The organism is Agromyces sp. Leaf222 (assembly GCF_001421565.1).
Taxonomy (GTDB): domain Bacteria; phylum Actinomycetota; class Actinomycetes; order Actinomycetales; family Microbacteriaceae; genus Agromyces.
On the sequence record NZ_LMKQ01000001.1, the window covers coordinates 318,593 to 345,200 of the forward strand.

At 72.1% G+C, this 26,608-nt stretch carries 23 protein-coding genes; 17 read left to right on the plus strand and 6 right to left on the minus strand.

All coding sequences use genetic code 11. The features are described 5' to 3' along the window. Positions 1 to 10: 10 nt before the first annotated feature. From ASE68_RS01400 to ASE68_RS01415, 4 genes are all read right to left on the minus strand, one after another. Positions 11 to 709 (minus strand): GNAT family N-acetyltransferase, encoded by a 699-nt coding sequence (locus ASE68_RS01400; RefSeq protein ID WP_055854368.1) that lies wholly within the window; start codon positions 707 to 709, stop codon positions 11 to 13. Then, positions 706 to 2,088: a glutamyl-tRNA reductase gene (locus ASE68_RS01405; protein WP_082461794.1), complete on the minus strand. Its 1,383-nt coding sequence runs from the start codon at positions 2,086 to 2,088 to the stop codon at positions 706 to 708. Before ASE68_RS01405 ends, ASE68_RS01400 begins: the two co-directional genes overlap by 4 nt. Positions 2,089 to 2,154: 66 nt before the next feature. Then, positions 2,155 to 2,883, minus strand: coding sequence for a hypothetical protein (locus ASE68_RS01410; RefSeq protein WP_055854370.1), 729 nt, complete (start codon positions 2,881 to 2,883; stop codon positions 2,155 to 2,157). Between the two features lie 436 nt (positions 2,884 to 3,319). Next, positions 3,320 to 5,686, minus strand: coding sequence for an Ig-like domain-containing protein (locus tag ASE68_RS01415; RefSeq protein WP_055854373.1), 2,367 nt, complete (start codon positions 5,684 to 5,686; stop codon positions 3,320 to 3,322). A gap of 320 nt (positions 5,687 to 6,006) precedes the next feature. Between ASE68_RS01415 and hemE the strand changes: the two genes are divergently transcribed. The 10 genes from hemE (at position 6,007) to ASE68_RS01465 (ending at position 14,516) form a co-directional block, all read left to right on the plus strand. Next, complete coding sequence (gene hemE, locus ASE68_RS01420; RefSeq protein WP_055854376.1) at positions 6,007 to 7,155, plus strand: uroporphyrinogen decarboxylase; 1,149 nt, start codon at positions 6,007 to 6,009, stop codon at positions 7,153 to 7,155. After that, positions 7,152 to 8,720, plus strand: coding sequence for a protoporphyrinogen oxidase (gene hemG / locus ASE68_RS01425; RefSeq protein ID WP_055854379.1), 1,569 nt, complete (start codon positions 7,152 to 7,154; stop codon positions 8,718 to 8,720). The genes hemE and hemG overlap by 4 nt, the downstream gene beginning before the upstream one ends. 100 nt (positions 8,721 to 8,820) lie before the next feature. Continuing rightward, positions 8,821 to 9,270 (plus strand): hypothetical protein, encoded by a 450-nt coding sequence (locus tag ASE68_RS20470; protein WP_200921635.1) that lies wholly within the window; start codon positions 8,821 to 8,823, stop codon positions 9,268 to 9,270. Positions 9,271 to 9,283: 13 nt separating this feature from the next. Next, complete coding sequence (locus ASE68_RS01435) at positions 9,284 to 9,688, plus strand: phage holin family protein (RefSeq protein WP_055854384.1); 405 nt, start codon at positions 9,284 to 9,286, stop codon at positions 9,686 to 9,688. Continuing rightward, positions 9,675 to 9,983: a hypothetical protein gene (locus tag ASE68_RS01440; RefSeq protein WP_055854387.1), complete on the plus strand. Its 309-nt coding sequence runs from the start codon at positions 9,675 to 9,677 to the stop codon at positions 9,981 to 9,983. The genes ASE68_RS01435 and ASE68_RS01440 overlap by 14 nt, the downstream gene beginning before the upstream one ends. A 16-nt stretch (positions 9,984 to 9,999) precedes the next feature. After that, positions 10,000 to 10,665, plus strand: a complete 666-nt coding sequence (locus tag ASE68_RS01445; protein WP_055854389.1) for a GntR family transcriptional regulator — start codon at positions 10,000 to 10,002, stop codon at positions 10,663 to 10,665. 53 nt (positions 10,666 to 10,718) lie between these two features. Continuing rightward, positions 10,719 to 11,456, plus strand: coding sequence for a hydrogen peroxide-dependent heme synthase (gene hemQ / locus ASE68_RS01450; RefSeq protein WP_055854393.1), 738 nt, complete (start codon positions 10,719 to 10,721; stop codon positions 11,454 to 11,456). Then, complete coding sequence (locus ASE68_RS01455) at positions 11,456 to 12,718, plus strand: ferrochelatase (protein WP_055854396.1); 1,263 nt, start codon at positions 11,456 to 11,458, stop codon at positions 12,716 to 12,718. The genes hemQ and ASE68_RS01455 overlap by 1 nt, the downstream gene beginning before the upstream one ends. After that, on the plus strand, positions 12,715 to 13,707 hold the full coding sequence (hemC, locus tag ASE68_RS01460) for a hydroxymethylbilane synthase (protein WP_055854397.1): 993 nt from the start codon (positions 12,715 to 12,717) through the stop codon (positions 13,705 to 13,707). The genes ASE68_RS01455 and hemC overlap by 4 nt, the downstream gene beginning before the upstream one ends. Then, entirely contained in the window at positions 13,704 to 14,516 is an 813-nt protein-coding gene (locus tag ASE68_RS01465) for a uroporphyrinogen-III synthase (protein ID WP_235480736.1), read from the plus strand. The genes hemC and ASE68_RS01465 overlap by 4 nt, the downstream gene beginning before the upstream one ends. Positions 14,517 to 14,676: 160 nt before the next feature. Here the strand turns inward: ASE68_RS01465 and ASE68_RS01470 are convergent, their stop codons facing one another. After that, positions 14,677 to 16,923 carry a DUF1349 domain-containing protein gene (locus tag ASE68_RS01470; protein WP_055854399.1) on the minus strand — a complete coding sequence of 749 codons (2,247 nt, stop codon included), beginning with the start codon at positions 16,921 to 16,923 and terminating at the stop codon, positions 14,677 to 14,679. Between the two features lie 166 nt (positions 16,924 to 17,089). Here ASE68_RS01470 and ASE68_RS01475 point away from each other — a divergent pair, with 166 nt between their 5' ends. The 5 genes from ASE68_RS01475 to ASE68_RS01495 are packed head-to-tail and all read left to right on the plus strand — an operon-like array spanning position 17,090 to position 23,168. Then, positions 17,090 to 18,199: a LacI family DNA-binding transcriptional regulator gene (locus ASE68_RS01475; RefSeq protein ID WP_055854401.1), complete on the plus strand. Its 1,110-nt coding sequence runs from the start codon at positions 17,090 to 17,092 to the stop codon at positions 18,197 to 18,199. Further along, positions 18,196 to 19,836 carry an FAD-dependent oxidoreductase gene (locus ASE68_RS01480; protein ID WP_200921636.1) on the plus strand — a complete coding sequence of 547 codons (1,641 nt, stop codon included), beginning with the start codon at positions 18,196 to 18,198 and terminating at the stop codon, positions 19,834 to 19,836. The genes ASE68_RS01475 and ASE68_RS01480 overlap by 4 nt, the downstream gene beginning before the upstream one ends. A gap of 8 nt (positions 19,837 to 19,844) precedes the next feature. Then, complete coding sequence (locus ASE68_RS01485; protein WP_055860470.1) at positions 19,845 to 21,131, plus strand: ABC transporter substrate-binding protein; 1,287 nt, start codon at positions 19,845 to 19,847, stop codon at positions 21,129 to 21,131. Positions 21,132 to 21,148: 17 nt separating this feature from the next. Beyond that, positions 21,149 to 22,177 carry a carbohydrate ABC transporter permease gene (locus ASE68_RS01490; RefSeq protein ID WP_082461802.1) on the plus strand — a complete coding sequence of 343 codons (1,029 nt, stop codon included), beginning with the start codon at positions 21,149 to 21,151 and terminating at the stop codon, positions 22,175 to 22,177. Between the two features lie 7 nt (positions 22,178 to 22,184). Further along, the gene (locus ASE68_RS01495) at positions 22,185 to 23,168 is read left to right on the plus strand and encodes a carbohydrate ABC transporter permease (RefSeq protein WP_082462298.1); all 984 of its coding nucleotides are present in this window, start codon (positions 22,185 to 22,187) and stop codon (positions 23,166 to 23,168) included. Between the two features lie 4 nt (positions 23,169 to 23,172). On the opposite strand, the gene ASE68_RS01500 is transcribed toward ASE68_RS01495, so the two are convergent. Then, entirely contained in the window at positions 23,173 to 24,135 is a 963-nt protein-coding gene (locus tag ASE68_RS01500) for an SDR family oxidoreductase (RefSeq protein WP_055854404.1), read from the minus strand. Positions 24,136 to 24,237: 102 nt separating this feature from the next. Between ASE68_RS01500 and hemB the strand changes: the two genes are divergently transcribed. Both hemB and hemL read left to right on the plus strand, forming a co-directional pair. Beyond that, positions 24,238 to 25,236 carry a porphobilinogen synthase gene (gene hemB / locus ASE68_RS01505; protein WP_055854407.1) on the plus strand — a complete coding sequence of 333 codons (999 nt, stop codon included), beginning with the start codon at positions 24,238 to 24,240 and terminating at the stop codon, positions 25,234 to 25,236. Next, positions 25,233 to 26,573, plus strand: a complete 1,341-nt coding sequence (gene hemL, locus ASE68_RS01510) for a glutamate-1-semialdehyde 2,1-aminomutase (protein ID WP_055854410.1) — start codon at positions 25,233 to 25,235, stop codon at positions 26,571 to 26,573. Before hemB ends, hemL begins: the two co-directional genes overlap by 4 nt. Positions 26,574 to 26,608: the final 35 nt, after the last annotated feature.

A 26,608-nucleotide genomic window follows, 5' to 3' on the forward strand; every position in this document is an offset into this window, starting at 1 on the left:
CGTCGCAGGCTCAGCCCGCGGCGGGGCCGTCGCGTTCCGCCCACTCGCGGCGCAGGATGCCGTACATCGCGGTGTCCTGCCATTCGCCGTCGTGGTACTCCTCCTCGAGGATCGTCGCCTCGAGCCGCATGCCGAGCCGTTCGCACAGGGCAGCGGATGCCGCGTTGCGGGCGTCGAGCAGTGCGTGCACGCGGTGCGCGCGCAGCGAGTCGAAGGCGACGCCCATGACGGCGGCTGCCGCCTCGCGCGCGAGACCGCGGCCCTGGAAGTCGGGATGCACGACCCACCCGATCTCGAGCTGCCCGTGCTCGACCCGGTCGGCGCGCAGCATGATGTCGCCGATCACCCGCCCGCCCGCGGCATCCGCCCGCTCGGCGGGCTGGTCGTCGGTCGGCCCGCCCGCGGCATCCGTTCGAGACATGCGCGGTTCGCCCACGAGCTCCATCGCGAAGATGATCGCGTCCTCGTCGTTCTCGAGGCGGCGCAGGCCGGCGCGTTTCGCGGTGTGCTCGCCGGCCTCGCCACGATCGCGTTCGGGCCACGGGATGTAGCGCAGCACCTCGGGCAGCCGCTGGTACTCCCACACGTCGTCGGCGTCGGAGACCTCGAGCGGACGCAGCACCAGACGTTCGGTCGTGATGGCCGCGAACGGCGGGTCGTCGAGGTCGAACGGCAGCGCGAGGTGCGGCGGCCCGTCGAATCGGGTCACGACGCGTCGGCCTGGAGACCGTCGCCGTGCTGGTCGCCGCGTTCGTCGGCTCTGCCGGAACCAGCGGCGCCGGCCGACTCCACGGTCGCCGTGACGCCGAAGATCGCCTCGAGTCCGTCGATCCAGGCCTGCTGGTCGCCCGACCGGGCGAGCTCGCGCGATCGCACCATGGGCGTGTGCAGCAGCACTCCGGCCATGTGGCGCAGTGCCGCCTCGGTGCGTCCGTCGTCGTCGCCGCGGGAAGCGGCGCGCTCGATCTCGGCGTCGAGGATGTCGAACACGTGCTGGCGCAGCGCCACGACGGCCGGCGCGAGCCGCTGCTCTTCGCCGCTCTCGCCGAAGGCGCGCGCGTCGCGCATGACGATCGCCCGTGCGGCATCGGTCGCCCCGAGCTCTTCGAGCGGCGCGTGGATCTTGATGGTCTCGAGGTCGAGCAGTTCGACGCCCGGAAGTTCGACGACGTCGGGTGCGACGTTGCGCGGCAGGCCGAGGTCGATCACGAGCTGACGGATGCCGGTGGCCGGCGCGGTGGCGTCGAGGCCGATGCGCGGCACCGCGCCGATGCGCTCGTGCTCGGCGCGACCGGAGGCGAGCAGTTCGCGGTCGACGACGTGGTGCTCGACGGTGGTGCAGGTGACGATCACGTCGACGGTGGCCGCGGTGAGGGCGAACTCGTCATGGGCGACCGCGTCGATGCCGTGGCCGATCGCGAACTTCTCGGCGCGGCCGGACGGCGAGTACACGCGAACGTCGGTGGCGCCGCGGTCGCGGAGTGCGGCGAGCGAGGCGCCGGCGAATCGGCCGGTGCCGACGAGCAGCACGCGGGTCTGGGCCCAGTCGGTGATGCGGCTCTCGCCGAGGTCGAGGGCGAGGCGCACGAGCGAGCGGCCCTCGCCGCCGAGCTCGGTCTCGTTCTTGACGCGCCGCGAGGTCTGCGACGCCCGCTGGAAGAGGCGTTCGAGCTCGGGGGTCGTGGTGCCGTCGGTGCGCGCCTGCTCGAGCGAGCGTCGGACCTGACCGGCGATCTCGCCCTCGCCGACGACGACCGATTCGAGGCCCGACGCGACCGAGAACAGGTGGCCCGCCACGGCGTTGCCGTGCACGAAGCCGAAGGTGGTGCGGAGTTCCGCGGCATCTAGGCCGGCGACCGCGCCGACCGCTCGCACCGCCTCGTGCACGACCTCGACCGGCGAAGACCCCTCAGGGGCCGCCAGGTCGAGGTAGGCCTCGAAGCGGTTGCAGGTGGAGATGACGACCGCGCCCTGCAAGGCGTCGTGGCCGTCGAGGATGCGCGGTGCCGCCTGGTTGGAGCTTGCCGAAAGACGCTCGAGCATGTCGAACCCGGCGTTCTTATGGCTCGCAGTAAGACAGATGAGCACGCGGAGATTCTACTCGCCGTCGGATGGTGGTCTGCCCAGTGCAGCCACTGAACGGCGGCGACCGCCTCAGCCGCGGTGCGCGGCCAGCATCTCGGCCGAGATCACGGGGATCGGCGCGGTCAGCGGGGGCACCTCGAGGCCTTCGGCGGCGAGGGCGACGCGGTGCCGCGCCTTCCAGTCGCGCACGATCGCGAAGAACGCGGCATCCGAGAGGGCGTACCGCCCGACGCCGTGCGCGGCGAACACGATCGGCAGCTCGACGCTGTTCTTGTGGCGGCGCACGCGCAGCACGAGCACGGACACGACGGTGGTGCCTGCGACGACCGAGTCGGCGCGGATGTTGCGCACCTCGCGCCACGGGTAGGCGTCGGCGCGGCGCGGGCGCCGACGGCCGCCGTCCCAGAACGTGACGCCGACGTCGTCGACGGCCACGGTGTAGCGGCGCCCGAGTCGAACGGGCCGTGCACCGTCGAGTCGGAGCTCGTTCATGCGAGGCACGAGTTCGGCGGTGCGGATGCCGCAAGCGGGCGCCGTGTTGAACGAACCCGCGATGACGCTGCTGCGCGCGGTGCTGCGTGCCGCGCGCACGAGGGTCGCGAAGGCGGCGACGACGGCGGCTGCGGCGACGGCCACGGCGACGGCGAGCGGGAGCAGGCTCGGCGCCGACACGACCGGGAGTCGGCTCACGAGGCCGTCGACGACCGGCGCTGCAGCGATGAGCGCGGCGACGACCAGGGCCGCGGCGGCGGCCACGAGCACCGTGAGGCCCGTGCGGAGGCGAGCGTCGGCGTTCATCGACGGGGCCCGGCGGCTCGGAGCCGCGGGGTTCGACGCCGCACGGCTCGATGCAGCGGGGTGGGCGACGTGCCCTGCTCGGCTGATGCGACACCGCCCGAGCGTGGGCACGACGCATCGCAGCGGCGGACCTCACGACCGAACGTCGGCGCGGGGGACAAAGGGGGGAACACGAGCAGGGACACGTCGTCGAGTACTCCGTGGGGGGCGGAGGCACGCCACCTAGGGCGCGTCGCCGTGCGAGGGGGCGCACAACGAGTCCGACTGTAGCCCGATGGCGGGTCGAATGTAAGGGGCGTCAACAAACTGTGGAGAACTCCTCCAACGAGAAGTGGATCCACGACGAACGCCCAGCCGCGAACGCTCGACACCGGACGCGCGAACGGGCCCGCCACCGCGAGGTGACGGGCCCGGATCGGCGTGCTGCGTGCGAGGGCTATCCGCGCGCGGCTGCGCGGCGGCGGAGCGACGTGACCGTCATCGCGCCCGCGCCGAGGAGCAGCGTTGCGAGCGCGGCGAGTCCGAGGCCCGCGCCGTCGAAGCCGGTGTCGGCGAGGCCGGCGGTCGTGGTCGCGGCGGTCGAGGCCGTGCCGGCCGCATCCGTCGTCGTGGCCGCGGCGGTCACCGTGATCGGCACCTCGACCGTGCTGCCGTCGGGCAGGATCGCGACGATGTGGTGCGCACCGGCGGGCGTCGACGTGGGCACGGTCGCCGTGAAGGCGATCGCGCCGCTCTCGTCGGCCCGAGCCGATCCGAGCTCGACGGGAGTCGAGTGCAGTTCGATCTCGACGTCGGCTGCGGCCTCGAAGTTCGCGCCCGTGACGTTCACCGTGCCGCCGGGTGCGACCTCGCTGGCGTCCGCCGAGAGCGTCGGGAGCGCCGCTGCCGGTTCGCCGCCGTCGGTCGGCTCGTCGGTGTCACCCGTGTCGGTGGGCTCCTCGGGGGTCGCCGGGACCTCGGGCTCGGTGGGCTCCTCGGGGTCCGTCGTGTCCCCGGGCTCGGTGGGCTCCCCGGTGGGCTCCTCGGTCTCCTCCTCAGCGCCGATCGTGGAGTCGATCACGATCGAGTGGGTGATCGTGCGGTTGTTCCCGGCGAGGTCGGTGATGCCGGCCTTCAGCGTGTAGGTGCTGTCGGCGAGGCCGGACGGCAGGATCCACGAGCCGGCCCAGGCGGCCGCGCCCGCCGGCGCCTGCTTGCCGAGCGACTTCAGCAGCACGCCGTCCTTGTAGAGGTTGACGACGACGTCGCCGAGCTTGCCCGCGTCGGACGCCTCGGCGTCGACCTGCACGCCGGCGCTGGCCGCGAAGGCGGCGCCGTCTGCGGGGCTGGTGATCGCGAGCACCGGGCGGGTGTTGTCGACCGTGACCTTGATCGTCGTGGTCGCCTTGTTGCCGACGGTGTCGGTGGCCGTCGCGAGGAGCGTGTGCACGCCGTCCGCGAGCGTGGTGGTGTCCCACGCGAAGTCGGGCTGGGCGCCGTTGGTCGCCTGGTAGGCGTAGCTGAGTCCGGCAGAGTCGACCCGGAGGTTGTAGCTCTTCAGGTTGGGGTCGTCGAGGGTCACCTTGACGGGGACCGTGCCGCGCACGAAGGAGTCGGCTGCCGGAGCGTCGATCGTGACGACCGGCTTCGAGTTGTCGACCGTGACCTTGATCGTGGTCGTCGTCTTGTTGCCCGCGGCGTCGGTCGCGGTCGCGAGCAGCGTGTGCTCGCCGTCGGCGACGGTCGTGGTGTCCCACGCGAAGTCGGGCTGGGCGCCGTTGGCGGCCTGGGCCGAGTAGGCGAGGCCGGCGGAGTCGACCCGAAGGTTGTAGGCCTTCAGGTTGGCGTCGTCGAGCGTCACCTTCACGGCCACGGTGCCGCCGACGATCGCGCCGGATGCCGGCGAGACGAGCGAGACGACCGGCTTGGTGTTGTCGATCGTGATCGGCACGACGCGATTGGCCGAGAGGCCGGTCGCGTCGACCGCGTTGATCTTCAGCTGGTAGGCCCCGTCGGGGTAGGCGCCGAGGTCGACGACGAGCTTCGGGTGCAGGCCGTGGTTCTGCGAGCCCGCAGCCTTGGTGTTGTCGGTCAGCCAGGTGCCCTTGCGGTTCAGCTCGATGTAGGTGTAACTGATGTCGTCGTCCTGGAGGTCGACGGTGAAGGTCGTTGGGCCGCCGACGATCGTGCCGTCGGCGATGACCTTCGTGATGACCGGCGCGACGCCGACGGGCGGGTTCGCGTCGAACGTGAAGCGGGTGCCGCCCGCGACGACGGCGCGCACGACGCCGTCGCCCTTGACGCCGGAGCCGAGGCTGAAGCCCACCTTCACGATGCGTGCGGCGGGGGCGGCGGCGGACCACTGGGCGAGGGTGCCGAAGTGCGCCGAGCCGTTGCCGCCGTCTTCCGCGCCGGACGGGTCGAGGGCCTTGAAGGCCGCGCTCGAGCCGTTCGTCAGCCACCAGTTCTCGCCGTAGACGGACTCGCCGACGAGGATGCCGTCGGGGCTGCCGTTGCCGTCGATGTCGACCGCGAACTGCGCGCCAGGCGTGATGCCGCTGGTCGCCGCGTAGTCGATGCCGCCCGAGAGCGTGCTCGCCAGCGGCAGGTCGACGTTCAGGTAGCCGGCGACCTTGTCGGTCGAGGTCGCGCCCTCGGTCCAGATGTGCAGGCCGTCGGCCGTGCGCTCGTAGTGGCCGGTCGCGCGGGTCTCGCTGAAGTCCCAGTCGCCGATCGGCGCGGCCTGGGCGGCGGGGGCGACGGCGACGAGGGCGAGCGCGAGGCTCGCGACACCGCCCGTCGCGATCATCTTGGTGCGGAACATCGTTCTCCTTCGGGTGGTGCCGTGCTCGGGATGCTGCTGCGCACGCCGTCGTGCCGGCGCGCGTCGACGCACGGCGCGGCGTCGGGGTGCGGCCGACGGCGTCGACGGTCGCGATCCCGTCGGCCGGGCGGGCACGTCGGAGGTGTTCGGGTGGCGTCGGAACGCCGGACTTCGGGGGCGTCCTGCCTCGTCGGTGAATCGGGGTGCGGGTTCGATCGAGACAGGTCCATGCAAAGCTAACAATCGCGAGGCCAGGCAGATTGCGCTTTCCGCCCCCCAGAACGGGGGCCGGGCGGGTGCTCCCAGCCCGATACGCGACAATGTCACGCGTGATCCTCTCCGCGCAGCATCCCCTCTCCGCCGGCCTCACGGGCGACTCGCGTCTCGTGCGCGCCTATAGAGGAGAGCGGGCCGACACGACGCCCGTGTGGTTCATGCGCCAGGCCGGACGGTCGCTGCCCGAGTACCGCGACCTCCGCGTCGGCACCCGCATGCTCGACGCCTGCCTCGACCCGGCCATGGCGAGCGAGATCACCCTGCAGCCCGTGCGCCGCCACAAGGTCGACGCCGGCATCTTCTTCAGCGACATCGTCGTGCCGCTGAAGCTCGTCGGCGTCGACGTCGAGATCCAGCCCGGTCGCGGCCCGGTCTTCGGCAGGGGCTACGCGGATGCCGCGGGCGTCGCCGAGCTGACGGCGATCGACCCTGCAGGGCTCGACGCGGCATCCGCCCCCATCACCGAGGCCGTGCAGCGCACGATCGCCGAACTGAACACGACCGACAACGGGTCGGGCACGGCCACCCCGCTCATCGGCTTCGCGGGCGCGCCGTTCACGCTCGCCGCCTACCTCGCCGAGGGCGGTCCGTCGAAGGACCACCTCGCCGCCCGCACGCTCATGCATGCGGACCCCGGCGCGTGGCGTGCGCTCATGGAGTGGACCGCCGAGCTCACCGGGCGGTTCCTGCGCACCCAGGTGCTCGCCGGGGCATCCGCCGCCCAGCTCTTCGACTCGTGGGCCGGCGCGCTCTCGCTCGCCGACTACGAGACCCACGTGGCGCCCGCCTCGGCGAAGGCGCTCGCCCACGTGCACGACCTCTCGTACGAGGTGACGGATGCCACGGGTGGGCGCTCGACCCGCGACGTGCCCGTCGTGCACTTCGGCGTCGGCACCGGCGAACTGCTCGGCGCGATGCACGGCATCGGCGTCGACACCGTGGGCGTCGACTACCGGGTGCCGCTGGATGTCGCGGTCGCCCGCATCGGCGAAGGCGTGCCCCTGCAGGGCAACCTCGATCCCGCCCTGCTCGCCGCCCCGTGGCCCGTGCTCGAGGCCGCGGTGCGCGACGTGCTGCGGCGCGGCACCGCGGCTCCGGCCCACGTCTTCAACCTCGGCCACGGCGTGCCGCCCGAGACCGACCCGACGGTGCTCACGCGCGTCGTCGAGCTCGTGCACGAGGCCGGCGCATGACCGACGGGCCCCGAGCGGCCGAGGAGCGCCGCACCACCGACGTCGTCGTGGTGGGCGGCGGCGTCGCCGGGCTCGTCTCGGCCCTCGAGTGCGCCAAGATCGGCCTGAAGGTCACGCTCCTCGAGCGCCGGGACGTGCTCGGCGGATGCGTCGGTCGCATCGAGCTCGACGGCCTCGTGCTCGACTCGGGCGCCGAGTCGTTCGCGACGCGCGGGGGAGCGGTCGCCGAGCTCATCGCCGAGCTCGGGCTCGCCGACGCCGTCGAATCGCCGAACCCCGCAGGGGCGTGGCTCGTGTGGCCGGCCGGCGGCCAGCGCGGCGTCGGCGCGAAGCTCGACGCGGCGCCGCTGCCGAAGACGGGCATGCTGGGCATCCCCGCGAACCCGCTCGGCGACGACGTGCGCCGCATCATCGGCTGGAACGGCTCGAGCCGTGCCTACCTCGATCGGCTCAAGCCGATCCTCCGCATCGGCCGCGCGCACAGCCTCGGCGAGCTCGTGCGCGACCGCATGGGCGAGGCGGTGCTGAACCGACTCGTGACGCCGATCTCGGCCGGCGTGTACTCCACGAACCCCGACGACCTCGACCTCGACGTCGTCGCGCCGGGCCTGAACGAGGCGATGACCCGCACGGGTTCGCTCTCGGGCGGGGTCGGCCAGCTGCTCGAGGAGCGCAAGGCCGGCACCGCCGTGCAGGGCCTCGCCGGCGGCATGCACACGCTCGTCGACGCGCTGCTCGCGCAACTCGCGCGCTTCGACGTCGACCTCGTCACGGGTGCCGACGTCACCGACCTCGCGCGCACCGACGACGGTTGGCGCGTGAGCGCGACGGTCGCGGCCGCGGCCCGCGAGACCGAGCCGGAGACCGAGCTCGCCGCCGAGCCGACCCACGACGCCGCGACGGCGTCGGGCGGGTCGACGTTCGTCGTCGACGCGCGGTTCGCACTGCTCGCCTCGCCCGCGGCGGCTTCGCGCCACCTGCTCGTCGAGGCGCTCGAGGGCTGGTCGGAGGTCTCCGAGTGGAGGGCAGCGGCATCCGTCGAGATCGTGACGCTCGTGCTCGACGCGCCCGCCCTCGACGATGCGCCGCGGGGCACCGGCGTGCTGGTCGCCGCCGACGCCACGGGGGTCACCGCGAAGGCGCTGACGCACTCGACGGCGAAGTGGTCGTGGCTGGCGGCCCGCGCCGAAGGCCGTCACGTCGTGCGGCTCTCGTACGGGCGTGCGGGCGAGCCGAACCCGCTCGACGGGCTCTCCGACGCCGACCTGCGCGCGCTCGTGCTCGCCGACGCATCGGCGCTGCTCGGGGTCGCCCTCGACGACGCGGCGATCCGCGCCCTCGGGCGTGCCGCCTGGCGCGACGCCCTGTCGCAGGCGACCATCGGACAGCGCGACCGGGTGCGCGCCCTCGAGGAGGCGCTCGCCGCCGAGCCCGGCATCGAGGTGACCGGCTCGTGGGTCGCCGGCACCGGACTCGCCTCGGTCGTTCCGCATGCGATCGCGGCCGCCGCGCGCATCCGCCACCTCGCCGTCGGACCGTCGACGGGCACCGCCGCGAACGCATAGCCGAGGCGGCATACTTTCAGCCGCAACCCCCTTGCGCGAGACGTCGCGGGGTCTACGCTGGAATGACGTCGCACAACGCGCTGTGGGGAATGGGGTGCACATGAAGGGCAAGATCCTCTTCGTCGTCGGGGTCGGTGTCGGGTACGTGCTCGGCACGCGCGCCGGCCGCGAGCGCTACGAGCAGATCAAGAGCGCCGCCGAGAGCGTGTGGAACACGCCGACCGTGCAGAAGGGCGTCGACTCCGCGAAGGAGTTCGCCATGGCCCGCGTCGGCAGCGTGAGCGATGCCGTGCTCGACAACGTCAAGTCGTTCGTCGGCAACGCGACCAAGGCCTCCGGCGCCTCCAAGCAAGACGTGCGCTCGACCGCCCGCTCGGCGAAGGACGGCGTCTCGAAGGCGGCCTCGGCCGCGCGCGACGCGGTCGACGAGGCGGCGTCCAAGATCGACGACGTCATCGACGAGGCGGCCGATGCGGCCGAGGCCTCGGCGACGCCCGCCGCGAAGCCGGCGCGCAAGCCCGCCGCGAAGCCGCGCACGACGAAGTCCTGAGGCGGGATCGATCATGCCCGTACCCACGAACGACGATCGGTCGCTGTTCCAACTGATCGGCGAGCTGCCAGACACGGTCTCCACGCTGATCCGCGCCGAGATCGACCAGGTCAAGGCCGAGATCTCCTACAAGCTCAAGCACTTCGGCATCGGCGCCGGGCTCGTCGCCGGGGCCGGCGTGGTCGGCATCTTCCTGCTGTTCACCCTCATCACGGCCGCGATCTTCGCGTTCGCCCTGGTGATGCCCCCGTGGGCGGCCGCGCTCACCGTCGGCGGCATCCTGCTGCTCATCATCGCGGTGCTCCTCTGGATCGCGTATGTCAACTTCAAGCGCGGCAGCGCACCGCTCGAGTCCGTCGAGAGCCTCAAGGCCGATCTCGACGCGCTGAAGGGAACGGGTGACTATGACCGCCGTTGACGTACCCACGCCCTCGAAGCGCACCGAGAAGGAGCGCGAGCGCAACCTCACCCGCGTGCAGGCGCGCGTCGCGTCCGAGCGGGCGCGCGCCGACTTCGCCCAGACGCTGAACGCGCTCGAAGACAAGCTCAACCTGCCGAAGCAGGCCAAGCGCAAGGGTCGAGCGCTCAGGGCGAAGATCGACCGCATGGCCGACGAGGCGCCGGGCACGCTCGTCGCGGTCGCCGCCGGTGCGATCACGGTGATCGGCGTGGGCGTCTGGCTCATCGTGCGCGCGTCGATCTCCGACGACTGAAACGACTGAGCGGCCCATGAGCCGAGCGGATGCCGCGGCCGAAGCCGCGCGCAACGCGACCGCCGTCGACCGCGTGGCCGACGCGGTGCGCGACGAGATCCTGAGCGGCCGTCTCGCGGCGGGCGAACCGCTCCGCGAGGAGGCGGCCGCGGCCCGCCACGCCGTCTCGCGGCACACCGTGCGCGCGGCGTTCCAGCGGCTTGCGAGCGAGCGCCTCGCCGTCGCGCTGCCGTATCGCGGGGTGCGGGTCGCGGCGTTCGGCCGTGACGAGATCCTCGCCCTGCAGCAGTTGCGTTCGGCGCTCGAGGCCGAGGCCATCCGCATCGCGCGCGAGCGATACGGCACGGCCTGGCCCGACGAGGTGCTGCGACCCGCGCTCGACGCGCTCGGGCGGCTCGCGGCATCCGCCGACTGGCTCGACGCCGAGCGCGTGCACCTCGAGCTGCACACGGCGCTCGTCGCGGCATCCGAAAGCCCTCGCATCATCGAGGCGCACGCCGCGCTCGGCAGCGAGATGCTGCTCTTACTGCTGCACGTGCGCCCGCACTACACGCTCGAGTCGCTGGTGGCCGAGCACCGGGCACTCGTCGACGAGGTGCAGGCGCGGGGGCCCGACGCGATCCGCGAGCACCTCGAGCACTCGACCGCGCTACTGGTGGGCCCGCAGCCGGTCAACCCGTAGGCGGATCCTCGGCATTTTTTGGCCGATGACGTCGAAAGGGGGAGACTAGGAACATGTCATCCCCCGCTGCCGAAGCGGCAGCCGACGCGCTCCAGACCGAATCCGACGCCGAGCAGTCTCCTGTGGGTTACACGGTGTTCGCAGTGCTCCGCCGCGATCCCGCACGCCCAGACGACCTCGACGGCCACGATGTTCCACGTTTCGTCACGGAACTCGACGGCATGATCGCCGTCGTCGAGGAGGAGGGCGTGACCGTTCGCGGCATCTACGACGTCTCCGGACTCCGCGCCGACGCCGACGTGATGCTGTGGCTGCACGGCGACACCGCCGAGGGCCTGCAGTGGGCGCTGCGCGAGCTGCGCCGCTCCCGCCTGCTCCGTGCGCTGCTGCCGACGTGGAACGCCATGGGCGTGCACCGCGACGCCGAGTTCAACAAGGCGCACGTGCCCGGGTTCCTCCGCGGCATCGAGCCGAAGGACTGGCTCACGATCTACCCGTTCGTGCGCAGCTACGAGTGGTACCTGCTCGACCCGGCCGAGCGCGGGCGCATGCTCGCCGAGCACGGGCGCAAGGGCGCCTCGTTCCGCGGCGTGGTGGCGAACACCGTCTCGGCGTTCGCCCTCGGCGACTACGAGTGGCTGCTGCCCATGGAGGCCGACGAGCTCACCGACCTCGTCGACATGATGCGCGACCTGCGCGCGACCGACGCCCGCCGCCATGTGCGCGACGAGCTGCCCTTCTACACGGGCCGTCGCATCTCGACCGCCGAGCTCGTGGAGGTGCTGCAGTAATGGCGGCCGTCAACCTCGGTTCGACCGGTGCGGATGCCGCGGGCACGACGCCTCGTGGCCGCAAGCCGGCCCCCGCGGCATCCGCTCCGTGCGCTGCCGGCGCGATCGTGCCCGGCGCGACCCCCGCCGCCCAGGGCGGCGCCGAGCACGTGACCGAGCCGGTCGCGTACGACGCGATCCTGCTCGCCGGCTTCGGCGGGCCAGAGGGCCAGGACGACGTGATCCCGTTCCTCCGCAACGTCACGAGCGGGCGCGGCATCCCCGACGAACGACTCGAGGAGGTGGCGCACCACTACCGCCACTTCGACGGCATCAGCCCCATCAACGAGCAGAACCGCGTGCTGAAGGCCGCGCTCGAGGTCGAGCTCGCGAGCCGCGGCATCGACCTGCCCGTGCTGTGGGGCAACCGCAACTGGGACCCGTACCTCAACGACGCGCTCGACGAGGCGAAGGCCGCAGGCCACACGAAGCTCATCGCGATCGCGACGAGCGCGTACAGCTCGTACTCGAGCTGCCGGCAGTACCGCGAGGACTTCGCCGACGCGCTCGACGACACGGACCTCGGCGACGTGATCCAGATCGACAAGGTGCGCCAGTTCTTCGACCACCCCGGCTTCGTGACGCCGTTCATCGACGGCGTGCGCGATGGCATCGCGGGGCTCGTGGCGGCGAACCCGGGCCTGAACCCGGTCACCGACATCGAGGTGCTCTTCGCGACGCACTCCATCCCGTCGACGGATGCCGCGAAGTCCGGCCCCGCCGAGCGAGGGTTCGGCGAGGGCGGCGCGTACGCCGCACAGCACCGCGCCGTGGCCGAGGTCGTCATGCGCGACGCCGGCGCGGGCGACGTGCCGTGGCAGCTCGTCTACCAGTCCCGTTCTGGCCCGCCCTCGATGCCGTGGCTCGAGCCCGACATCAACGATGCGATCGCCGAACTGCCGGCCGCCGGCCGCAAGGCGATCGTGATCGTGCCGCTCGGCTTCGTCAGCGACCACATGGAGGTGCTCTGGGACCTCGACAACGAGGCGCTCGAGACCGCCGGCGAGCACGGGCTCGAGGCCGTTCGCGTGCCGACGCCCGGCACGCACCCCGCGTACGTCGCCGGCCTGGTCGACCTCGTGCTCGAGCGCGTCAACGGCACCCCGGTCGCCGAGCGCCCCGCCGTCACCGAGCTCGGCCCCTGGTACGACGTGTGCCGCCCCGGTTGCTGCGAGAACGTGCGCCTCGGGTTCCGCCCGGCGCTTGCAGGGATCGCGCCGTGAGCGGCGGTGCGGGCGGCAGCGGTCGCGCCGGGTCCGGCGGCGTGATCCGCGTCGGCACGAGGGCGAGCGCGCTCGCGATGGCGCAGACGCAGCAGATCGCCGAGCGACTCGGCGCTGCGGCCAAGGCCGAGATCGAGCTCGTGCCCGTCACGACCGAGGGCGACGTCTCCCGCGCCTCGCTCGCCTCGCTCGGCGGCACCGGCGTCTTCGTCACTGCACTCCGCGACGCGCTGCTCGCCGGCCGCTGCGACGTCGTGGTGCACTCCATGAAGGACCTCCCGACGGCCGACCACGAGGGTCTCCGCCTCGGCGCGGTGCCGAAGCGCGCGGATGCCCGCGACGCGCTCTGCGCCCGCGACGGCCTCTCGCTCGAGGAGCTGCCCCAAGGCGCCCGCGTCGGCACTGGTTCGCCGCGCCGCATCGCCCAGCTGCTCGCCGTGCGCCCCGACCTCGAGGTGCTCGACATCCGCGGCAACGTCGACACGCGCCTCGGCAAGGTCGAGTCCGGCGAACTCGACGCCGTGCTGCTCGCCGCCGCCGGACTCGCCCGCCTCGGGCGATCGGATGCCGCGACCGAGCTGCTCTCGCTCGATTCGTGGCCCACCGCCGCCGCGCAGGGAGCCCTCGCGATCGAGGTGCGTCGCGAACGCGGCGACCGTGCCCTCGAGCAGGCGCTCGAGGCCGTCGACCACCGATCCACCCGCGCCATGGCGCTCGCCGAACGCCTCGTGCTGGCCGGACTCGAGGCCGGATGCGCGGCCCCGGTCGGCGTCACCGCGTTCCTCGAGGACGAACTTCTGTTCCTCAGCGCGAGCGTGTACAGTGCCGACGGGGCCCGGCGCATCACCAGTTCGCATGCCGCGACCCCTGAGAGCCGCTCGGCTGCCGATCTGGCGGAGGCGGCTCGCGATGTCGCCGATCGCGCCGTCGCAGAACTCCTCGGCAACGGTGCCGCTGAATTGGCTGCTGCTGCTCCGGAGGAATCGTGACCGAATTCGAACCCGTCACCGGGGTCATCGGGCTGCCCTCCCGCTCCGGCAAGCCGCTCGCCGGCTGGCGCGTGCTCGTGCCGCGCGGCGGGCCGTGGGGCGACGGCGTCGCCGGCGCCCTCCGCGCCCGCGGAGCCGCGCCGATCATCGCCCCGCTCATCAACTTCGCGCCGACCGACGACCAGCCCGCACTCGAGGCGGCGCTCGCGAAGCTCGCCGCCGGCGGCTTCGACTGGCTCACCATCACGAGCGCCACCACGGTCGACGTGCTCTCGTCGTACCACGCCGTCATCCCGGAGACCACGAGGGTCGCCGCCGTCGGTGAGACGACCGCGGCCGCTCTCGTGGCCGCCGGATACCACGCCGACATCGTCCCGTCCGAAGACAACTCGGCCAAGGGCCTGCTCGAGGAGTGGGAGGCCGCGACCGAGGGCGCCCAGGGCCTCCGGGTGCTCGCGCTGCGCTCCGCGATCGCCAAGCAGGTGCTCTCGATCGGCCTCGCCGAGGCCGGCCACAGCGTCGAGGCGGTCGTCGCCTACCGCACCATCGGCGTGCCGGTCGCGCAGAAGGTCATCGACGACGTTCGCAACGGTCGGGTCAACGCGGTGCTCGTGACCTCCGGAAGTGTGGCCGAGCAGGTGCAGCAGCAGCTGGGCCCGATCCCCGAGTCGATCCTCGTCGCGGCCATCGGCCCGCAGACCCGGCGCGACGCGGCCGAGCTCGGACTCCGCGTCGACGTCGTCGCCCATGAGCGCAGCGCCGAGTCGCTCATCGAGGCGGTCGTCGACGCCGCGACGGCGCACGCCTGACCCGTCAGGTCTGACGCGGTTCCTTCTGGCGCAGGAAATCAGGCCCCATCCCCGCTGACAGCGGGGGATGGGGCCGAATTTCCTGCACGAGCGTCAAGTGTGGTGGGCCGGAAGGCGAGCGCCACGCGGCGGCACGCCTCCCGGGCCGGTTCCAGCAGCGTCAGCCCTTCACGGTCACCGTCACCGGCTTCGACGTCGTCGATCCGCCTGGGTTCGAGAACACGATCTCGAACGTGTGCGTGCCGGGCTCGAGGCCCTCGATCGGGATCTCGACACGCTGGGCTGCCGGCGTCGAGGGGGTGAGGGTCCCGATGGCGACGGAGGTCCCGTCCTGCAGGAGCTCCCACGACGACGCGTTCGTGCCCCACCAGAGGTTCGCCTCGAGGGTCAGGTCGCCGTCGGCGTCCCAATCCACGTTGCGCAGCACCGGACGCGCGGGCGCGGCATCCGTCACCTCGATCGTGATCGGCGCGACCTCGGTCACGCCGTAGGCGTTCTCGAGCTCGGCGCGATACGAGTACGTGCCGTCGACGCGACCCGTGACGGGCACCGCCGCCGACTGCGCGGAGGGACTCGCCGACTCGAGGGGCACGGTGGCGATGAGCGCGTCGTCCTCGTAGAGGCGCAGGATGTCGGCGTTCGTGCCCCACCAGAGGTTCAGGCGCACCTCGAAGTCGCCGTTGCGCAGGCCGGTCGCCCACCCGCTCGTCGAGCTGAGCACGCCCGGCGCGGGGGCCCCGGCGGCCACGCACGCCGCGTAGGCCTCCGGCCGCGGCGACCAGCGGAACCACTCGAACGTCGCATCGATCTCCTCGGCGCCCGACGTGCCGCGGAAGGCGTACGGCCCGACGTGCGTGAACGCCGTCTCGGTCATCGAGAACGAGCGACCGTAGTCGCTGAACGCGGCGCCGTCGTACGACACGCTCGGCTGGATCGAGAGCCCGTCGCTCGTGAGCCGCAGCCACACGGTGTCCGCCTCGCGGACCGCCGGTGCGGCACTGTCCTGCCGGTTGTTGCCGTTGAGGTAGCGCACCACCTCGAGCGTCTTGCCGGTCGTGGCCTGGCCGAGGTCGAACTTGCCGTACACGGTGTCCGACGCGTAGAGCAGCAGGCCCGCCTGCTGGAAGCGCTGCGAGACGTCGATATGCACCTTCGTGGTGAGCTGCCACGGGCCGGCGGGGATCTCCTGCTGGGCGAGGGATGCCGCGGCGACGCCGCCGCTGTACGCCGGGATCGTCAGTGCGCCGTCGGCGACCGCGTGGCGCGCGGAACCCTCGCGCACGACGCGATCCCAGTTATCGGACAGCGCCGTGCCGTCGAACTCGTCGGAGCCCTCGGCCGCGCAGTGTTCGAACACCGGGTCGGCGGGATCGCTCGGCCACGAGACGGGCTCGGGCTGCACGGGAGGCTCCGCGTCGGGGTCGGCCTTCGCGTACGCGATCGTCGCACCGAGCCGGTCGCCGGACTCGTAGAACAGGTAGGTGTCATCGCCCTCGGTGACGATCTCGGGCGCTGCGACGCGTCCGACGTCGTTGCCGACGCCGCTCGATCGGTGCAGGATCTGCGCCGGGCCGACCTGCGTGAGCGTCGGGTCGATCGTGCGGGCCATCGTGTTGCCCGTGGAGTTGTGGTAGATCACGTACAGCTGCCCGCCCCACTCCCAGAGGTTGCCGCCCGACACGTTGCCGCCGTCGCCGGTGCCTGGCTCGACGACGGTGCCGGGGCGCACGACCCAGGTGATGCCGTCGACCGACTCGGCGAGCTTGATACGCCGGTGGTTGTCGGTGAAGTTCGCCATGTAGAACATGCCGTACCGGTAGCCCGAACCGGGGTCGGGGTGCTCGAAGACACGGGCGTAGCTCGTCTCGGTGACCCCCGCCCCGCCCATCGCGTTCGACACGACGACGTCGCCGTAGTCGAAGTGGATCCCGTCGCTCGAGGTCGCGTACCGCGAGACAGAGTTCTCGCCGTGGAAGTACAGGAAAAGCTCGCCGGCCTCGTCGTTCCAGATGGCGTCGGGCGAGGAGACGTGGGAGACGTCGTAGTACGGCGCCCAGTCGCTCGCGATGATCGGGTTCGCCTCGTACTCGGTCCACGGGCCGTCGAGGGAGTCGGCGTACATCAGCATGATGCCGGCGGGGGCATCGTGCGGGGCCAGGTAGAGGTACCACTCGCCGAGCGGGTCGTCGAGGTACGCCCCGGCATGGAAGATGCTCGGGAAGATGAACTCGTCGGTGGGGTTGTAGATCATCTGCTCCTTGTCGGTGATCACCCCCTCGTACACGAACTGCGGGAACGGCTCGGCCGCGGTCGCGGCGGGCGCCGCGGTGAACGGCGTCAGGGTGATGGCCAGCGCCGCGAGGGCGACGGTGGCGAGCGAGGCGCGGAGGCGCCGACGGGATGACATGCATAGCTCCTTCGATACGCGGAACCCGAGCCCGGCCGAGACCTCGACCGCGGTGTGGGCGTCCACCGCGATGAATCTGCAAACCGACTTGCTAATGCGCATTAGCATCGGGTAGTGTCCACGCTAATGCGGATTAGCACCGCAGGACAAGACCCGAAGGATCTCGATGACGACTTCCCAGACACCGCCGCGACGCATCACGCAGCGCCGCATCGCCGAGCTCGCCGGCGTGAGCCAGGCCACCGTCTCGCTCGTGCTCAACGACAAGGCCGACGGCGACGCGCGCATCCCCGAGGAGACCCGCGAGCGGGTGCTCAAGGTGCTGCGCGAGACCGGCTACGTGGCCGACCCCGCAGCCCGTCGCCTCGCCGGCGTGGGCAACAAGATCCTCGGGGTCTTCACGTACGAGCCGGCGTTCCCGACCGAGAGCCAGGACTTCTACGCGCCGCTGCTCAGCGGCATCGAGCAGGCCGCCGAGAACCTCGGCTGCGACCTCCTGCTCTTCACCAGCGCACCCGTCGTGAACGGCACGCGTCGCCTCCTGCACGAGCACAACCGGCTGCGCCTCGCCGACGGATGTCTCCTGCTCGGCGTCGAGATGGACCACGCCGAGCTCGAGCGGCTCGTCGCCGACGGCTTCCCGTTCGTCGCCGTCGGTCGCCGCGACGTCGAGGGCGTTCCCTACGTCGCCATCGACTACACGAGCGGCACGGCCCGCCTCGTCGGGGAAGCCTGGGAGCTCGGGCACCGGCGCTTCGCCTTCCTGCACGTCGACAGCCGCGGCGAATCGGTGCTCGACCGCCGCGCCGGAGTGCTCGACGAGCTCGCCCGACGGGGCGGCGACGCCGCGGTCGCCGACCTCGTCGCGATCCCGTCGCTCGGCGACGACCTCGAGCGCGACTGGGCGGCGATCCGTTCATCGGGAGCCACGGTCGTCGTGGTCGAGACCGCCGAGTGGGCCGAGCGCCTGCACGGGTTCGCCGAGCGCGACGGCGTCGACGTGCCCCGCGACCTCGGCATGATCGTGCTCTCCGAGCCCGGCCGGGCCGGCGGCCGCGTCGAGTTCACCCGTCTCAGCCCGCCGCGCACCGAGCTCGCGGCCGCCGCGACGAGCCTGCTCGCCCGCATGCTCGATCCCGACGACGAGGTCGGCGAGGCCGAACTCCGCCAGACGCTGCCCTGCCCGACGCTCGAGGGGACGACGCTCGTCGCGCCCGCGGCATCCGGAACCCCCGCGGCATCCGTCGCGCCCGCGGCACCGGAGGCATCCGCATGACCACCAGAACCACCTCGGCCGAACTGCGCGCCGAGGTCCTCATCGCCGGCGGCGGCCTGGGCGGGGTCGCCGCCGCGCTCGGGGTGCTCGAGGCCGGCCGGTCGGTCGTGCTCACCGAGGAGTACCGCTGGCTCGGCGGCCAGCTCACGAGCCAGGCCGTGCCGATGGACGAGCACACCTGGGTCGAGACCTTCGGCGTGACCGCCAGGTACCGCGAACTGCGCGACCGCATCCGCGACTACTACCGCCGCAACTACCCGCTGACGGATGCCGCGCGGAACGACCCGCACCTCAATCCCGGCGCCGGGCTGGTCGGCCGCGTCTGCGCCGAGCCGCTCGTGGGCGTCGCCGCCATCGAGGAGATGCTCGCCCCATATCGGGCGACGGGCCGACTCACGATCCTGCAGCCCGCGGTGCCCGTCGTGGCATCCGTCGATCGCGATCGCGTCGAGTCCGTGACCTTCCGCAGCCTCGACGACGGACGCGAGACGACCGTCGTCGCGGAGTACGTCATCGACGCCACCGAGCTCGGCGACCTGCTGCCGCTCACGGGCGCCGAGTACGTCACGGGATTCGAGTCGCGGCACGACACGGGGGAGCCGAGCGCGCCCGACGAGGCGCAGCCCGACAACCAGCAGGCGTTCAGCTGGTGCTTCGTCGTCGACCACGTCGACGGCGACCACACGATCGACCGCCCGGTCGAGTACGACGCCTGGCGCACCGCGCAGCCCGCCTACTGGGGCGCGCCGATGATCTCGCTCACCGGCCCCGACCCCCGCAGCCTCGAGATCACGACCCGCACGTTCACGCCGAACGCCGGCCTCGACGCCGAGGCCGCCGGCGAACGCGTCGCCGACCAGCGCGAAGACGCGGGCGACCGCGAGCTCTGGACGTTCCGGCGCATCATCGCCCGCCACAACTTCGAGCCCGGCGCGTACCCGAGCGACGTCGTGCTCGTGAACTGGCCCATGATCGACCACATCGGCGGTCCGATCGTCGACGTGCCCGGGGCCGTGCGCGCGCAGCGCGAGGCATCCGCGCGCCAGCAGTCGCTCTCGATGCTCTACTGGCTGCAGACCGAGGCGCCGAGGCCCGACGGCGGCACGGGGTTCGCGGGCCTCCGCCTGCGCTCGGACCTCACGCAGGGGCCCGACGGGCTCGCGATGGCGCCCTACATCCGCGAGTCGCGGCGCATCCTCGCCGAGACCACGGTCACCGAGCTCGACCTCTCGATCGCGGTGAGCGGCGACGCCGGCCCCGCGACCTTCGACGACAGCGTCGGCGTCGGCATGTACCGCATCGACCTGCACCCCAGCACCGGCGGCGACAACTACCTCGACCTGCCCTCCCGCCCCTTCGAGATCCCCCTCGGAGCCCTGATCCCCCGCAGGCTGGAGAACCTCCTGCCCGCGGGCAAGAACGTCGGTACCACCCACATCACCAACGGCGCCTTCCGGCTGCACCCGGTGGAGTGGAACATCGGCGAAGCAGCGGGCCGCCTCGCGGCCTTCTGCCTCGATCGCGCGTCCCGCCCGCGAGCGATCCGCACCAGTCCGGAACTCCTCGCGGAGTTCCAAGCCCTGCTCACGAAGAGGGGCGCCGAGCTGCATTGGCCAGCCGGCGTCTCCGGATACTAGGAGAAATGATGAGATCAGCAAAGGTGCTGACCGGGGTCGGCCTGGCCGCGGCGGCCACGCTCGCACTCGCGGCGTGTTCGGGCGGCGCATCACCCGAGGCGACCCCCGAGAACGTCGACCTGCGCATGACGGTGTGGACCTCGAACGAGGACCACCTGGCGCTCTTCGACTCGATCGCCGACGCGTACATGGCCGACCACCCCGAGGTCGCGAGCGTCACGTTCGATCCGCTGCCGTTCGAGGACTACACGACCACGGTCACCACGCAGATCGCGGGCGGCAGCGCGCCCGACCTCGCGTGGATCCTCGAGAACGCCGCGCCCGACTTCGTCGACTCGGGGGCGCTCCTGCCGCTCGACGAGACGCTCGAGGGAACCGAGGGCTACGAGTTCGACGACCTCTCCGAGAGTGCGACCGCGCTCTGGCATGACGACTCCGACGCGCTCGTCGCGTACCCGTTCTCGACGTCGCCGTTCGTGATGTTCGCGAATGACGACCTGCTGAAGGCGGCCGGACTGCCGACCGCCGCGGAGATGCAGGCGAACGGCGACTGGAACTGGGACGGCGTCTCGGAGGCCGGCGCCGCGGTGCACACGGCGACCGGCAAGGCCGGCTTCGTGATCCGCGACTTCGACTACACGACGTGGGACAACCTCGCCTCGGTGTGGATGGGCTGGGGCGCAGCGCCCTGGAGCGAGGACGGCACCCAGTGCACGTTCGACTCGCCCGAGATGACGGAGGCCTTCGAGTTCCTGCACGACGCGGCGTTCACGAAGCAGTCGATGCCCGGCCCCGGCACCACCGCGGACTTCTTCGCGGGCGAGTCGGCGTTCACGGTGACGCAGATCTCGCGCGCCTCGCTGCTCACGGGCGACTTCGCGTGGAACCTGCTGCCGCTGCCCGAGGGCCCCGCAGGCGAGTACTCGATGGTCGGCCAGGCCGGCATCGGCGTGCTGGCCGACGGACCGAACGCGCAGGTCGCGGCCGACTTCCTCGCGTTCTTCACGAACCCCGAGAACTCGAAGCAGCTCGCGCAGTACTTCCCGCCGCCCCGCGTCTCGCAGCTGAACGTCGAGACGCTCGCCGCGACGAACCCGACGCTCACCCCCGAGCAGATCGAGGACGTCGTGATCCCGGGTATCGACACGGGCGTCACCCGGCCCAGCCACACCGACTCGGCCGAGATCGGCCAGGAGGTGCGCAGCGCGCTCGACGCCCTCTGGGTTCCCGACGCCGACATCCCGGGCACGCTCGCGGACGTCTGCACGAGCATCGACCCGCTGCTGGCGGGCTGAGGAAGGCACGACCGCAGATGGCCGACGCCACCGTGACGACCCCCGGCCGGGCACCCGCCCGGCCGGGGGGCGCCCCGACCACCGCCCCGCCCTCCCGCTCGAACGGCACCTCGAACGGCACCTCGAACGGCACCTCGAAGGGTGCCCGCGCACGCCGTCGGTTCACCCCGAGCTACGCGACCCGCGACCAGCTCACGGGCTACCTGTTCATCGCGCCGCAGTTCCTCGGCATCGTGTTCTTCGTGCTCGTGCCCCTGGGGCTCATCTTCTGGTACTCGCTCAACGAGTGGAACGTGCTCGCCGGCACGTTCCGGTTCGTCGGCACCGAGAACTTCGAGAAGCTGTTCGCCGACCCGAAGATCGCCCCGGTGCTGCAGGCGACGGCCGTGTTCTCGATCGGGCTCGTGGTGCTGAACCTCGGGCTCGCGCTGCTCCTCGCCGTGCTGCTGAACCGCAAGGTCGCCGGCATGACGGTGTTCCGCACGATCTTCTTCTCGCCCGTCGTCGTCTCGCTCGTCGCCTGGACGATCGTCTGGGGCTTCCTGATGCAGGACAACGGCGGCATCAACGGCCTGCTGCAGCTCGTCGGCGTCGACGGCCCGAACTGGCTCCGCGAGGGCCCGACCGCGATGGCCTCGGTCATCGTCGTGCAGGTGTTCAAGAACGTCGGCCTCAACATGGTGCTCTTCCTCGCCGCCCTGCAGGGCGTGCCGCAGGAGGTGCAGGAGGCCGCGCGCATGGACGGGGCATCCGATCGCCAGCTCTTCTGGCGCATCACCGTGCCGCTCATCTCGCCCACGATCCTGCTCACCTCGATCATCACGATCGTCGGGTCGCTGCAGGTGTTCGCGCAGATCGCCGTGCTCACCCAGGGCGGCCCCGGCATCTCGACGACCGTGCTCGTCTACTACCTGTTCCAGCAGGCGTTCGACTTCCACCACTTCGGCTACGGCTCGACGCTCTCGATCGTCCTGTTCGCCATCGTGCTCGTGCTCACCGTGCTGCAGTGGCAGCTCCGCAAGAGATGGGTCTTCTATGAGAACTGAGGCCGTGATGCAGTCAGAACCCATGGCATCGGATGCCGCGGTGCCGCCCGTTCGCGATGGTGCGGATGTCGCGGGCCGGGGCCCCGGCATCGGCAGGCCGCTGGTCGGGCGTGCGCCGGCCCGCCCGAGCACCGGCACGGCGGGTCGCTCGCCCCAACGCCGGAGCCCGTGGCGCAAGGTCGTGTTCTACGGCGTGCTCAGCCTGATGGCCGTGCCGTTCGTGTTCCCGACCTGGTGGATGATCACCTCATCGTTCAAGCCGATCAACCGGATCTTCGCGTTCCCGCCCGAGCTCTGGCCGTCGAACCCGACGCTCGACGGGTACATCGGCGCGTTCACCGTGCAGCCGTTCGCGCTGCAGTACTTCAACTCGATGTACATCGCCGTGCTCGTGACGGCGGGCACGATGCTGTTCTCGTCGATGGCGGGGTACGCGTTCGCGCGCATCCGGTTCCGCGGGCAGGGCCTGCTGTTCGTCGTCGTGCTGACGGGCCTGCTGATCCCGGCCGAGGTGACGATCGTGCCGCTGTTCCAGATGTTCAACGCCTGGGGCCTGATCGACACGCACTGGCCGCTGATCCTCGTGACCACCTTCGGTGCACCGAGCGTGCTCGCGACGTTCATCATGCGGCAGTACTTCATCACGCTGCCCGTCGAGCTCGAGGAGGCGGCGCGCATCGACGGCCTCGGGCGCTGGCGCATCTACTGGTCGATCGCGCTGCCGCTCAGCCGCTCCGCGCTCGCCGCGGTCGCGATCTTCACGTTCCTGCACGTCTGGAACCTGTACCTCGAGCCGACCGTCTACCTGCAGACGCCCGAGCTGTTCACGCTGCCGCAGGCGCTGACCCGCTACACCGACGCCTACGGCGGGGAGATGTGGAACACGCAGCTCGCGGCGGCGACCCTCACGGCCCTGCCCGTGCTCATCGTGTTCGTCTTCGCGCAGAAGCAGTTCGTCGAGGGCCTCGCCCAGACCGGGCTCAAGGGCTGACGGCTCAGGATGCCGCGGCGCCCGTTCGCGGCGCCGCGGCCGCCGTGCCGATGGCGGTGTCGGCGACCGTTGTGTCGGCGACGGCCGTGTCGCCGGCCTTCGCGACGATGCCGCGCATGACCGACCAGTAGCCGACGGGCGCGAGGCGCGTGACGAGGTCGGTCAGCCTGGCGTCGCGGCCGATGAACACGCGCGGGCGTCGGCGCTCGATGCCGTCGACGATGCGCTCCGCGGCCTGCTCGGGCGTCGTGCGGTACAGCGCCGACTGGGCGCTCGCGGCCCGCGCGGCGACCTCGGGCGGCACGGATGCCGCGACGCGGGCGTGGTGGATGATGCCGGTGCGCACGCCGCCGGGGTACACGGCCGACACCGAGACATCCGTCGCCTCGAGCTCGTGCCGCAGGGCGTCGGTGAACCCGCGCACCGCGAACTTCGAGGTCACGTAGGGAACGCGGCCGGCGGGCGCGCCGAGCGCGTAGAGGCTCGCGACGTTCGCGATGTGCGCCGCTGGCCGTTCGCGCAGCGCGGGCAGGAACGCCTGCACCATCGCGACCGTGCCCCAGAGGTTGATGTCGAGAACCCAGCGGAACTCCTCGAGCGTCAGCTGCTCGAAGCGGCCGAGCATCGAGACGCCCGCGCAGTTCAGCAGCACGTCGACGTGGCCGTGCACGGCGAGCACGTCGGCGGGCAGTGCGGCGATCGCGTCGAGGTCGGCGAGGTCGAGCACGTGGGTGCTGACCGAGGTCGCGCCTGCGCCTGCGCCCGCCTGCGCCCGCAGCTCGCCGGCGAGGGCCTCGAGCGCCTCGGCGTTGCGGTCGACGAGCGCGAGTGCGGCGCCGCGCGCGGCGAGGAGGCGGGCGGACTCGAGTCCCATGCCGCTCGCCGCGCCGGTGACGACGGCGACGGCGCCGCGCAGGTCGAGGCGTGGGCGGCGGGCGCGTCGGGCGGCCGTGGGGGAGCGGTGCATGTCGGGTCCTCCTGCGGCCGCGGCATCCGTCGCCCGACTCGCGCGGGGAACATATCACGCGCTCTCGGAACCCTCGCAATCAGGGCGACGTAGGCTTGTGCGGTGACTTCCACGCCTGCCCCCCGCATCCGCCCGCGGCGCCTCCGCGAGACGCCGGCCCTGCGCCGCCTCGTGTCAGAGACCCGCCTCGACCCGGCCGAGCTCGTGCTGCCGATGTTCGTACGCGAGGGCGCGAGCTCGCCCGTGCCGATCGCCTCGATGCCCGGCGTCGTGCAGCACTCGCTCGAGAGCCTCCCGCAGGCGGTGGCGGATGCCGCGGCCGCGGGCATCGGCGGCGTGATGCTGTTCGGCGTGCCCGAGGTGCGCGATGCCCGCGGATCCGGCGCGACCGACCCCGACGGCATCCTGAACGTGGCGACGCGCGTCGCCGTCGAGGCCGCCGCGGGCTCGCTCGTGGTGCAGACCGACCTCTGCCTCGACGAGTTCACCGATCACGGCCACTGCGGCGTGCTCGACGACCACGGCCGCGTCGACAACGACGCGACGCTCGAGCGCTACATCGCGATGGCGCTCGAGCAGGCTCGGGCGGGGTCTGAGCTGCTCGGCCTCAGCGGCATGATGGACGGCCAGGTCGCGGCGGTGCGCGAGGCGCTCGACGAGGGCGGCCACACGCACACCGCGATCCTCGCCTACTCGGCGAAGTACGCGTCGGCGTACTACGGGCCGTTCCGCGACGCGGTCGAGTCCACGCTCGAGGGCGACCGCCGTTCGTACCAGCTCGACCCGGGCAACCGGCGCGAGGGGTTGCGCGAGGCGCTGCTCGACATCGAGGAGGGCGCCGACGTCGTCATGGTCAAGCCCGCCGGCAGCTACCTCGACGTGCTGGCCGACGTGGCCGCGGCATCCGAGGTGCCGGTCTGGGCCTACCAGGTCTCGGGGGAGTACTCGATGATCGAGGCCGCCGCCGCCCACGGCTGGATCGACCGCAAGCGCGCGGTCATCGAATCGGTGCGCGGCATCCGTCGCGCGGGCGCCGACGTCGTGCTCACCTACTGGGCCGTCGAACTGGCCGAGTGGATCCGCAAGGGAGACCTGGCATGAACGCCCGTCATTCCGGAGCCGACGCCGCTCGCACCAATGCCGAGCTCTTCGCCCGCGCCCAGGTCGCCATCCCCGGCGGGGTGAACTCGCCGGTGCGCGCGTTCCGCTCGGTGGGCGGCACCCCCCGGTTCCTCGTGAGCGCCCGCGGCGCGTACGTCACCGACGTCGAGGGGCGCGAGTACGTCGACCTCGTCGCCGGCTGGGGCCCGGCGATCCTCGGGCACGCCGACCCCCGCGTGATCGAGGCGGTGACGGATGCCGCGGCTCGCGGTCTCTCGTTCGGCTCGTCCACGCCTGCCGAGACCGAGCTCGCCGAGCTCGTCGAGGCGCGCGTCGCCCCGGTCGAGAAGCTCCGACTCGTGAGTACCGGCACCGAGGCGACCATGAGCGCCATCCGCCTCGCCCGCGGATTCACGGGCCGAGACGTGCTCGTGAAGTTCGCCGGCCACTACCACGGGCACTCCGACGGCCTGCTCGCCGAGGCCGGCTCCGGCCTCGCGACGTTCGCGCTGCCCGGGTCCGCGGGCGTGCCCGCCGACATCGCCGCACTCACGCTCGTGCTGCCCTACAACGACCTCGACGCCGTGCGCGTGGCCTTCGCCGAGCACGGCGACCGCATCGCGGCCGTCATCGTCGAGGCCGCCGCCGCCAACATGGGCGTCGTGCCGCCGCTCCCCGGCTTCAACGCCGCGCTCGTCGAGCTCGCGCACGCGAACGGCTCGCTCGTCATCAGCGACGAGGTGCTCACGGGCTTCCGCGTCTCCGAGGCCGGCTGGTGGGGCCTCGAGAAGGGCACCGAGCACGCCTACACGCCCGACCTCCTCACGTTCGGCAAGGTCATCGGCGGCGGCATGCCCGTTGCCGCGCTCGGCGGCCGCGCCGAGATCATGGAGCAGCTCGCCCCGCTCGGCCCCGTCTACCAGGCCGGCACGCTCTCGGGCAATCCGGTCGCGGTCGCCGCGGGCGTCGCCACGCTTCGGGCAGCGGATGCCGCGGTCTACGCCCACCTCGACGGCGCCGCCGCGACGATCAGCGTCGCGGTCTCCGAGGCGCTCGCCGCCGAGGGCGTCGCGCACGGTGTGCAGCGCGCCGGAAACCTCTTCAGCTTCGTGTTCGGCGAGGAGGTGCCCGTTCGCGACTACGCGACCGTGCAGCGCCAGGAGGCCTACCGCTACGCCCCGTTCTTCCACGCGATGCTCGACGCAGGCGTCTCGCTCCCGCCGAGCGTGTTCGAGGCCTGGTTCGTCACGGCGGCCCACGACGACGCGGCGATCGACCGCATCGTCGCCGCGCTCCCGGCAGCGGCGCGCGCCGCGGCATCCGCTCGCCCCGCCTGACCCGAGCGGGCGCCGGCTCGCCGGGGCACTCGCGT

Excerpts from the sequence above, each read along its gene's own strand:
- ASE68_RS01410 (WP_055854370.1), bottom strand. The coding sequence starts at position 2,883 with ATGAACGCCGACGCTCGCCTCCGCACGGGCCTCACGGTGCTCGTGGCC.
- ASE68_RS01415 (WP_055854373.1), bottom strand. The coding sequence starts at position 5,686 with ATGTTCCGCACCAAGATGATCGCGACGGGCGGTGTCGCGAGCCTCGCG.
- hemE (WP_055854376.1), top strand. The coding sequence starts at position 6,007 with ATGTCACGCGTGATCCTCTCCGCGCAGCATCCCCTCTCCGCCGGCCTC.
- hemG (WP_055854379.1), top strand. The coding sequence starts at position 7,152 with ATGACCGACGGGCCCCGAGCGGCCGAGGAGCGCCGCACCACCGACGTC.
- ASE68_RS20470 (WP_200921635.1), top strand. The coding sequence starts at position 8,821 with ATGAAGGGCAAGATCCTCTTCGTCGTCGGGGTCGGTGTCGGGTACGTG.
- ASE68_RS01435 (WP_055854384.1), top strand. The coding sequence starts at position 9,284 with ATGCCCGTACCCACGAACGACGATCGGTCGCTGTTCCAACTGATCGGC.
- ASE68_RS01440 (WP_055854387.1), top strand. The coding sequence starts at position 9,675 with ATGACCGCCGTTGACGTACCCACGCCCTCGAAGCGCACCGAGAAGGAG.
- ASE68_RS01445 (WP_055854389.1), top strand. The coding sequence starts at position 10,000 with ATGAGCCGAGCGGATGCCGCGGCCGAAGCCGCGCGCAACGCGACCGCC.
- hemQ (WP_055854393.1), top strand. The coding sequence starts at position 10,719 with ATGTCATCCCCCGCTGCCGAAGCGGCAGCCGACGCGCTCCAGACCGAA.
- ASE68_RS01455 (WP_055854396.1), top strand. The coding sequence starts at position 11,456 with ATGGCGGCCGTCAACCTCGGTTCGACCGGTGCGGATGCCGCGGGCACG.
- ASE68_RS01470 (WP_055854399.1), bottom strand. The coding sequence starts at position 16,923 with ATGTCATCCCGTCGGCGCCTCCGCGCCTCGCTCGCCACCGTCGCCCTC.
- ASE68_RS01475 (WP_055854401.1), top strand. The coding sequence starts at position 17,090 with ATGACGACTTCCCAGACACCGCCGCGACGCATCACGCAGCGCCGCATC.
- ASE68_RS01480 (WP_200921636.1), top strand. The coding sequence starts at position 18,196 with ATGACCACCAGAACCACCTCGGCCGAACTGCGCGCCGAGGTCCTCATC.
- ASE68_RS01485 (WP_055860470.1), top strand. The coding sequence starts at position 19,845 with ATGAGATCAGCAAAGGTGCTGACCGGGGTCGGCCTGGCCGCGGCGGCC.
- ASE68_RS01490 (WP_082461802.1), top strand. The coding sequence starts at position 21,149 with ATGGCCGACGCCACCGTGACGACCCCCGGCCGGGCACCCGCCCGGCCG.
- ASE68_RS01495 (WP_082462298.1), top strand. The coding sequence starts at position 22,185 with ATGCAGTCAGAACCCATGGCATCGGATGCCGCGGTGCCGCCCGTTCGC.
- ASE68_RS01500 (WP_055854404.1), bottom strand. The coding sequence starts at position 24,135 with ATGCACCGCTCCCCCACGGCCGCCCGACGCGCCCGCCGCCCACGCCTC.
- hemL (WP_055854410.1), top strand. The coding sequence starts at position 25,233 with ATGAACGCCCGTCATTCCGGAGCCGACGCCGCTCGCACCAATGCCGAG.